This window comes from Caballeronia sordidicola, from assembly GCF_000729995.1.
Classification (GTDB): Bacteria; Pseudomonadota; Gammaproteobacteria; order Burkholderiales; family Burkholderiaceae; genus Caballeronia; species Caballeronia sordidicola_A.
The window spans coordinates 37,187-44,543 of the sequence record NZ_JNFG01000047.1; the positions used below are offsets into that span (position 1 = coordinate 37,187).

Consider the following 7,357-nt stretch of genomic DNA (forward strand, 5'->3'; position numbering starts at 1 on the left):
CAAGGCTGTCTCATTCAATCGACAACCTCAACGCAAACGCCAGTAAGGCAACTGAGAATGTCCAGCGTTGCACGACTTGAGCGCGCGGATGACTGCGCAGCCAGCGCGAAAGCCGCACGGCGGAAACCGCGAGTGTCGTGTCGAAAACCGCGCCGATCACGACCAGCGCGACGCCCAGTTCAAGAACCTGCGACCAGATCGCGCCCGCTTCCGGATGCACGAATTGCGGCAACAGGACCGAACAGAACAGCAGCGCCTTCGGATTCAGCAGACTGCTGAGCACGCCCTTCGACAAGGCGGCGCGCAACGGCGGACGCGTCTTCGATGCCATGTTGTTGTCGTCGAGACCGAACGCCGGCGAGCGGAAAATCTGGATCGCCACGTAGGCGAGATACAGCGCACCGGCAATGCGTACGCCGTCGTAGAGCCACGGTGCATTGCGCAGCAGCGCCGCGACGCCAAGCGCCGACAATGTAACGTGCAGAGTGCGCGCCATCGCCAGACCGGCAGCGGTCGAGAATCCGTGCTTCAGGCCCTGCGATGAACTGGTCTGCAGGATGAGCGCCATGTCCGGGCCGGGGAGCGCATAAACGACCGCGAGGGCGCCGATAAAAACGAGCAGCAATTGCAGCGAGACCATGATCCAACCTCCATTTCGAAGGTTTGATATTGCCGCCAATCGATGAGCGTTTTCTGGCGTTGTTGTGTCTGTTTTGAAGCTTGCTTAGGGGAAAACGCCAAGCATCTGGGCTTGCTCTCAGACCGTCGTCGCCACCTGCGGAATCTCCCCCAGACTTGTATAAACAGGCAAGCCGAGTTCTTTGGCGAGTCGGACATCGCTTTCGGCGCCTTGGGACGCGCCATCGATCCGATACACCGCATCGCACTGCCGTATCAAGCGATCCGCGACCGGGTACAAGAACGTTTCGCTGATCGGATCGCCCACCGCTTTGGAGCCTGCCGCAGCCGCTAGCGGAAGCGCGACCCACTCGCCGATCATCGGCATATGTCCGAGCTGGTAGATGTGCAGCGCAGCCTCTTCAAGCCGACCAAGATTGCCGGCAATCAACTCGGCATTTCCGTTGGTGCCGCTGCGGTACGGTCCCGCGATGAGTATTAGTTGAGGTCTCAAGACACACTCCTTTCGAGCACAGGGTTCAACGCAACGAACTGCAGCAGCATGATGGTTTTCGCATCGACGATCTCGCCGCGACGCACGGCATTCAGCGCATCGTCGAGCGTCAATTCGATCACTTCAAGATCCTCGCCTTCCGCCTCCACGCCGCCGCCGTGTCCCACGCGCGTCGACGCGTCGTACTCGGCGATGAAGAAATGCAGCTTCTCCGTGACCGAACCGGGGCTCATGTACGCTTCAAAAACCTTCTGCACGTTATCCACCCGATACCCCGTTTCCTCTTCCGCTTCGGCGCGGATTCGCTCCTCAGGCGTTGCGTTGTCGAGCAGTCCGGCAGCCGCCTCGATCATCATGCCGTCGTGGCCGTTGACGAACGCGGGCAACCTGAACTGCCGGGTCAGCACGACGGTCCGCCGGTCGCGGTTGAACAGCAGGATCGTCGCTCCGTTGCCCCGGTCGTAGGTCTCGCGGCTTTGACGCTGCCACACGCCGTCGCGACGCAGGAAATCGAACGTCGTCTTCTTCAGCACGTACCAGTCGTTGGACAGGACCGTCGTGTCGATAATGCGAACCCGGTCTTTTGTAGCCATAGACACCATCTCGTCAGCTCCATATCGCGCAAAAGGAGTAGTCATGGTATCGTGCAGATTCGTGCAATATCAAGATATTTCGTGCAAACACTATGCTGACCTCTCAACGCAAGAAAGCGATCCTCAAGACACTGGCGCGCGACGGGCAAGTGCTCGCCAAGCAACTCAGCGAGACGTTTGGGGTGTCCGAAGACACGGTGCGGCGCGATTTGCGCGAGTTGGCGGGCGAGGGATTACTGCAGCGCGTTCACGGCGGCGCGCTGCCCGCTTCTACGGCCGTGGCGCCGTTCGCCGAGCGGCGAGGCCTGGAGTCGACGGCCAAGCGCGCGATCGCCGCAGCGGCGGCGGCCATGATCGAACCGGGGCAGGTGGTGATCATCGACGGCGGCACGACATCCGCCGAACTGATCCGCCAGATCCCGCAGGATTTATCGGCTACGGTGGTGACGCATAGTCCGAGCGTTGCCGTCGGACTGGTCGATCATCCGTTGATCGAGGTGATTGTCATCGGCGGCCGGCTTTTCAAGCATTCGATCGTGACGGTCGGCGCCGCCGCCGTTGAAGCGATGTCGCATATCCAGGCCGATATCTATTTCATGGGCGTGACCGGCGTGCATCCGACCGCGGGCCTGAGCACCGGCAATTTCGAAGAGGCTTACGTCAAGCGAGCCCTTGCCGCTCGCGCGGCGGAGACGGTTGTGCTGGCTTCATCCGATAAGATCAACGCCGCGTCGCAGTATGTGATTGGCGACATCACGCTAGCTCAGACGATCATTGTCGAGCGGGAAACTGACCTTGCACTGACGAAGCCGCTGGAGGACGCAGGCATTACGATAGTGCGGGCTTAATAGCGCAAGCTGGAATGACGCAAGCCCGGTCACTCCTAAACCGACTTCTCGGGGTCGTTGCATGGGATGCTGTTTTTTACGACTCGCACGGAAGATCGGCGTGGTCGCCCTTATCGTTCTCACTCAATCCATTGCCATGGCACAGCAACCAGCGAATATCAGTGGCGATTACGCAGGCGACGTTGCTGGGCTTCCCATCAAACTGCATTTAACGGAGAGTCCGGACGGGACGCTTGGCGGGACGGTGGATAGTCCGGACCAGGGCGCGGCGGACATTCCTTGTGCCGACTTTCATCGCGACGGCGACTCGTTAAGCTTCGCGATTCCGTCAATACATGGCACCTGGAGGGGCAAGATTGAAAGCAATGGCCTGACGCTTTCCGGTATCTGGAATCAGGGCACGCCAACACCAACTGCTTTTGCGCGCGATACCTTTGTTGCTGCGAAGAATCCATCCGCCGTCGATGGATACTGGTTAGGCTCGCTGGCAATCGAGCCTAACCGATTGCGTATTCAGATCACTACCAAGAGCGATGAAGCCGGGCAGGAATTCTGCAGTCTCGACAGCCTCGACCAGCACGCGACGGGTCTGACATGCACGAACGTCGCGTTTGACGGGCACACCTTTTCCTTCGATGTGCCGACGGTAGGAGGACGTTGGGCCGGAACGCTTTCGCCGAATGGCAACACGCTCAAGGGAACGTGGACGCAGAGTGGATCCATGACGCTCGACTTCGATCGGCAGACGCGGGCGCTAACCGTCACGCCACTACCTGTCGATGCCGCGATCCCGCCCGTGCCTGTGGCCGAACTCGGACAGGTTCTCGCTCGCGATCTGGCGACGGCGTTGAAGTCCGGCGCTTTGAAGGCGGGGACAGGGGCGGGCGTATCGATTGGCATCGTGCAGCATGGCGGACAAAAGATATTTGCGTACGGGGCTGCACAACCGGACTCCATCTATGAGATTGGGTCGATCACCAAGACCTTTACAGGACTGATGCTCTCGCAAATGGTCTTGCAGGGGAAAGTGCGGTTTGACCAGCCGGTGCGTGAACTGCTGCCCGCCGGCACGGTAGCCAAACCCGACGGTGATGAGATCAGGCTGGTGGATTTATCGACTCAGCATTCCGGTTTGCCGCGTATGCCCAGCAATTTCAATCCGGCGGACAACGCGAATCCTTATGCGGACTACGGGACCGCCGCCTTGTATTCGTACATGTCGAAATACGGCGTGGATAAGCCCGCTAATGCCCCTTTTCTTTACAGCAACCTGGGGGTCGGACTGTTAGGTCAGGCGCTTGCGAATCGCGCGGGAACGTCTTATGAGGACTTGCTCGAAGAAGAGATCACGTGTCCGCTCGGTATGACTGAGACTGTCGTCACGATGCGGCCGGATCTGCGTGCGCGATTTATCGTTGGGCACGACGCGAGCCATCAGCCGGTCTCCGCATGGGACCTGACCGCGCTGGCCGGAGCTGGCGCGATTCGTTCGTCGGCCAAAGACATGCTGACTTATCTCAACGCTAACCTGCATCCGGAAAAATACGTGGCGACGGGCAGCCCGGAAAGCCGATCCATGGCGGCGGCCCTCACGCAGGCTCACGAACTGAGGGCGCACGCGTGGCGGGGTGAGCGCATCGGGCTCGGGTGGCTCTACGATCCGGGCGCCCAAATGTATTGGCACAGTGGCGGAACCGGCGGTTACACGTCCTATGCGATGTTCAACCGCCAAGCGAACTACGCGGTGATCGTGCTTTCCAATACCGCCGGTGGACCGAACGGAACGTTCGCGGATCTGCTCGCTTTGCATATCCGCCAAAGGCTGGAAGGTAAGCCCGCTATAACGCTAAGTGGCCTCTGATCGCCCCGCGGCATGGCGCTAAGCATTAGAACTGCCCGGTTGCGAGCATGGCGTCCAGGCACGCCTGCGGGCCGCCCACGACAATACGGGCAGTGCACGCCAGCATCAGATTCATGTTCAAGCCGAAGTCTTCGACCAGGAAGCCGTTCGCGCAATACGCAGCAGATTTGTCGGTCGTGACCGATACACGTTCGTGCAGCGATCGGTCGTCATCGACATAGGCCCATATCGGTTTGCCAAGCGCAGCGGCGAAACCCACTTCGAACGCGGTCCCGCTGTCCGGTTCGCCGGCTCCGCGAAAGTCGTTCAGGTTGGCGAGGACGACATCGGCGGAACGAATGGTGTCCATGTTTGCGCGGCAAATCCACTGCGCTTTGGCGCGCGGCTCGAGTTCGTCGGGAACCTGTCCGTCCAGCGGATAGAGACCGATCATTCCGCGGGCCTGGCAGAGCGCTTTCAGATGCTGACCGTGACTGAGCGCGTCGCGGCGGAAGACGTCGAACCCAGCGAGGTAGACGCGCGGAGTGGCCGCAGCGCGCTCGATGGGCAGAGGGGAAGGTGCGAAATGCCCTTCGCGCACTTTGCGTCGAACCCGGTTCAATTGCTTATGAACCGACGCCACCAGTTTTCCGGTACGCGTCGCAATTTCTTCGACGCTCAAGCCCTGGTCGACCAGTTCGATCAAAGTCAGTTGCTTCTTGGTAGGGCCGCGCATTGCTCTCCTTATAGTCCGCTTCCGGCAGATATTCCCCGGCAGGCTCCCAGTAGGGTCCACGCGGGGGCGTAAGTAGAATAGTGAACGCGGGTCAAGTCAAGAACCCCGTTGTGTGCGCCCAAAGCCTAGGATACGACAGTAGCGGGAAAGTCTGCGACCTCGATGCAATCCGCTTTCGGTTGACGCGCTTTAGCGGGATAGCGGGGTCGATTGGCAAGATTCATTTAAGTTTGAATGGGTCATTTCCCTAGAATCGGGGCTTCACGGGCGTGCTGTTCGGTTATTCCGAGCCCGCGATTCACTTAACTCTAAACTATTCGGAAGGCGGTTCATTTAACTTTGAGCTCCCTGCCGGCTGACGGTCTGCAGGGAAGGGCGGTGCCGAATGCAATGCGGCCATCGACTCACGTGCCGCGGTCGACCCTTTCACCCCCCCCCCCGCGACAGCAATCACATAGGAAGCTCGCAACCGAGAGCGAAGATCGCGGCCCCGAGCCTGCGCAGGCCCTTGGCACTGCTACACCAATCTGCCTGCGACGCGTCGCGCGCCTGCTTGAAAATCCAGCTGGCGCCGCTTATGCACTGCGCCCAAGGTTTTGCTGAACATAGGCGCGCGAATCGATAGCTTCCGTAACCCGGATTACGACGGCGAGATTGCGACTTGCCTTGGTGCCATCGAAGTGCGAGCGGTTCAGGTGCCAGCGCCACGTCTATCGATTCGAGGTAGCGACGAACCAGGTAGCACATACCTGCCGATGAAATTCGCCAATCACATTACGCTGGGCTTCGACCGATTCAGGTCGAATGCGAATGGAGACTAGAGACGCCTCGACCGCTGTACCGTCGTGCTGCCTGACGTATTGGTGCCGGATGGCGCGCGGGAGAGCGTCTGGAGGTGTATAGCGCGGCGCTGCTATTCAGCGTTGGCATAGAAGAGATGCTGGCTGCGATCGGCAATTCAACGAAGAGAGGCCAGAAAGAAGGCCTGTTCGAGATGCAAACGCATGCACATTACCCATAGAATTTCGTTACGCACCGTCACGCGTCCGATACCTGTCGGATCGCTTTCTCAGACACGGATTTCCGGTTAATTCAGCATGACATCGCTTGCACGGCACTACGTCCCAGAACAACCGCAGCACGTTATCTTGCAGGGGCTCACGGGGCCCGCATTCCTGGACGAAGGAGACTACCTGTACTTCCTCGCCTGCCTGGCAGACGCAGCGCGCGTCGCCGATCTGGCAGTCCACGCGTGGGTACTCATGCCTGACGCGGTGCAGTTCCTCGTCACACCTTCATACGCGTCGAGCGTGGCCATGGCGATGCAGGCGGTCGGCCGTCGCTATGTCGAGACCTTCAACCGCCGCCATGGACGCCGCGGGTCGGTGTGGCGCGGCGGTTACTGGGCAACAGTGATTGAGCCCGAGCGGTATTTCCTGCTCGCGAGCCAGGTCATCGATCATGCGCCGGTGCGCAACCGCCTTGTGGCAGAGCCGGGAAACTACCAGTGGTCCAGCTTCACGCATCACATCGGGCTGCGTGTCGATAGTTTCATCAAGGACCATCCACTCTACCGGACGCTCGGCAATACACCGTTCGAGCGCCACCAGGCTTATCGCGATTTGGGCGCACAACCCCTTGACGAACTTGATGTCAATAACCTGATGCAGTCGACGCTCAAGGGCCGGGTGCTCGGCAGCGCCGCGTATTGCGAGTGGGCGGCGCAGACAGCCAACCGGCGTTTGATGCCCCTGCTGCTGCGCGACCGGCCGCCCAAGGTTCGCACGGCAGGCGCCCTCCCACACGTGGGCTAATCAAAAGAAAAACAAGCAAGGAAACCTTGCTTGTTTTCGAGATGCTACGCCAGGTCAGAGCGTTTCAATCCGCTTGACCGGTGTCGCGAACCCATCCTGCCCATCGCGTTCATCCTCGGGGTAGAAAAGTTCATTGCACTGCGGGCATTCCTGCATGGTGAGTGAGCGTGCTGCCGCACTCCCTGTTTTTTTATTTCCGTACCACGTTGGGACAAGCTACCGGGCCATCCAACATCGAACTACCGCAGCCGACATAAACCAGCCATTCCAGTGAGCACCCCTTCAATCGACCCGATGAGCGGACATGGCCCAGAGTGTGTCAAAACGCTTTTTTGAAGAGCTAAAATCTCTCATCCGGTAACGGGGGTGAGCGAGATGAAACGGTTTGTTCAAG

The 7,357-nt window shown here is 59.7% G+C and carries 7 protein-coding genes; 3 read left to right on the forward strand and 4 right to left on the reverse strand.

The window, feature by feature from the left end; genetic code table 11:
* Nucleotides 1-10 precede the first annotated feature (10 nt).
* From FH08_RS0131160 to FH08_RS0131170, 3 genes are all read right to left on the reverse strand, one after another.
* The gene (locus FH08_RS0131160; protein WP_031362113.1) at nt 11-640 is read right to left on the reverse strand and encodes a LysE family translocator; all 630 of its coding nucleotides are present in this window, start codon (nt 638-640) and stop codon (nt 11-13) included.
* Between the two features lie 117 nt (nt 641-757).
* Nucleotides 758-1,132 carry an NUDIX hydrolase gene (locus tag FH08_RS0131165; protein WP_031362114.1) on the reverse strand — a complete coding sequence of 125 codons (375 nt, stop codon included), beginning with the start codon at nt 1,130-1,132 and terminating at the stop codon, nt 758-760.
* A complete protein-coding gene (locus tag FH08_RS0131170; RefSeq protein WP_031362115.1) occupies nt 1,129-1,725 on the reverse strand; it encodes an NUDIX domain-containing protein in 597 nt (198 codons plus the stop codon). Before FH08_RS0131170 ends, FH08_RS0131165 begins: the two co-directional genes overlap by 4 nt.
* Before the next feature lie 92 nt (nt 1,726-1,817).
* Here FH08_RS0131170 and FH08_RS0131175 point away from each other — a divergent pair, with 92 nt between their 5' ends.
* Nucleotides 1,818-2,573, forward strand: coding sequence for a DeoR/GlpR family DNA-binding transcription regulator (locus tag FH08_RS0131175; protein ID WP_031362116.1), 756 nt, complete (start codon nt 1,818-1,820; stop codon nt 2,571-2,573).
* Between the two features lie 100 nt (nt 2,574-2,673).
* Complete coding sequence (locus tag FH08_RS49685; RefSeq protein ID WP_160172518.1) at nt 2,674-4,434, forward strand: serine hydrolase domain-containing protein; 1,761 nt, start codon at nt 2,674-2,676, stop codon at nt 4,432-4,434.
* 25 nt (nt 4,435-4,459) lie between these two features.
* Here the strand turns inward: FH08_RS49685 and FH08_RS0131185 are convergent, their stop codons facing one another.
* Entirely contained in the window at nt 4,460-5,149 is a 690-nt protein-coding gene (locus FH08_RS0131185) for a nucleoside 2-deoxyribosyltransferase (protein WP_081889632.1), read from the reverse strand.
* A gap of 1,097 nt (nt 5,150-6,246) precedes the next feature.
* Between FH08_RS0131185 and FH08_RS0131200 the strand changes: the two genes are divergently transcribed.
* Nucleotides 6,247-6,963 (forward strand): transposase, encoded by a 717-nt coding sequence (locus FH08_RS0131200; protein WP_031362120.1) that lies wholly within the window; start codon nt 6,247-6,249, stop codon nt 6,961-6,963.
* Nucleotides 6,964-7,357: the final 394 nt, after the last annotated feature.

Excerpts from the sequence above, each read along its gene's own strand:
- FH08_RS0131185 (WP_081889632.1), bottom strand. The coding sequence starts at position 5,149 with ATGCGCGGCCCTACCAAGAAGCAACTGACTTTGATCGAACTGGTCGAC.
- FH08_RS0131170 (WP_031362115.1), bottom strand. The coding sequence starts at position 1,725 with ATGGCTACAAAAGACCGGGTTCGCATTATCGACACGACGGTCCTGTCC.
- FH08_RS0131175 (WP_031362116.1), top strand. The coding sequence starts at position 1,818 with ATGCTGACCTCTCAACGCAAGAAAGCGATCCTCAAGACACTGGCGCGC.
- FH08_RS0131160 (WP_031362113.1), bottom strand. The coding sequence starts at position 640 with ATGGTCTCGCTGCAATTGCTGCTCGTTTTTATCGGCGCCCTCGCGGTC.
- FH08_RS0131200 (WP_031362120.1), top strand. The coding sequence starts at position 6,247 with ATGACATCGCTTGCACGGCACTACGTCCCAGAACAACCGCAGCACGTT.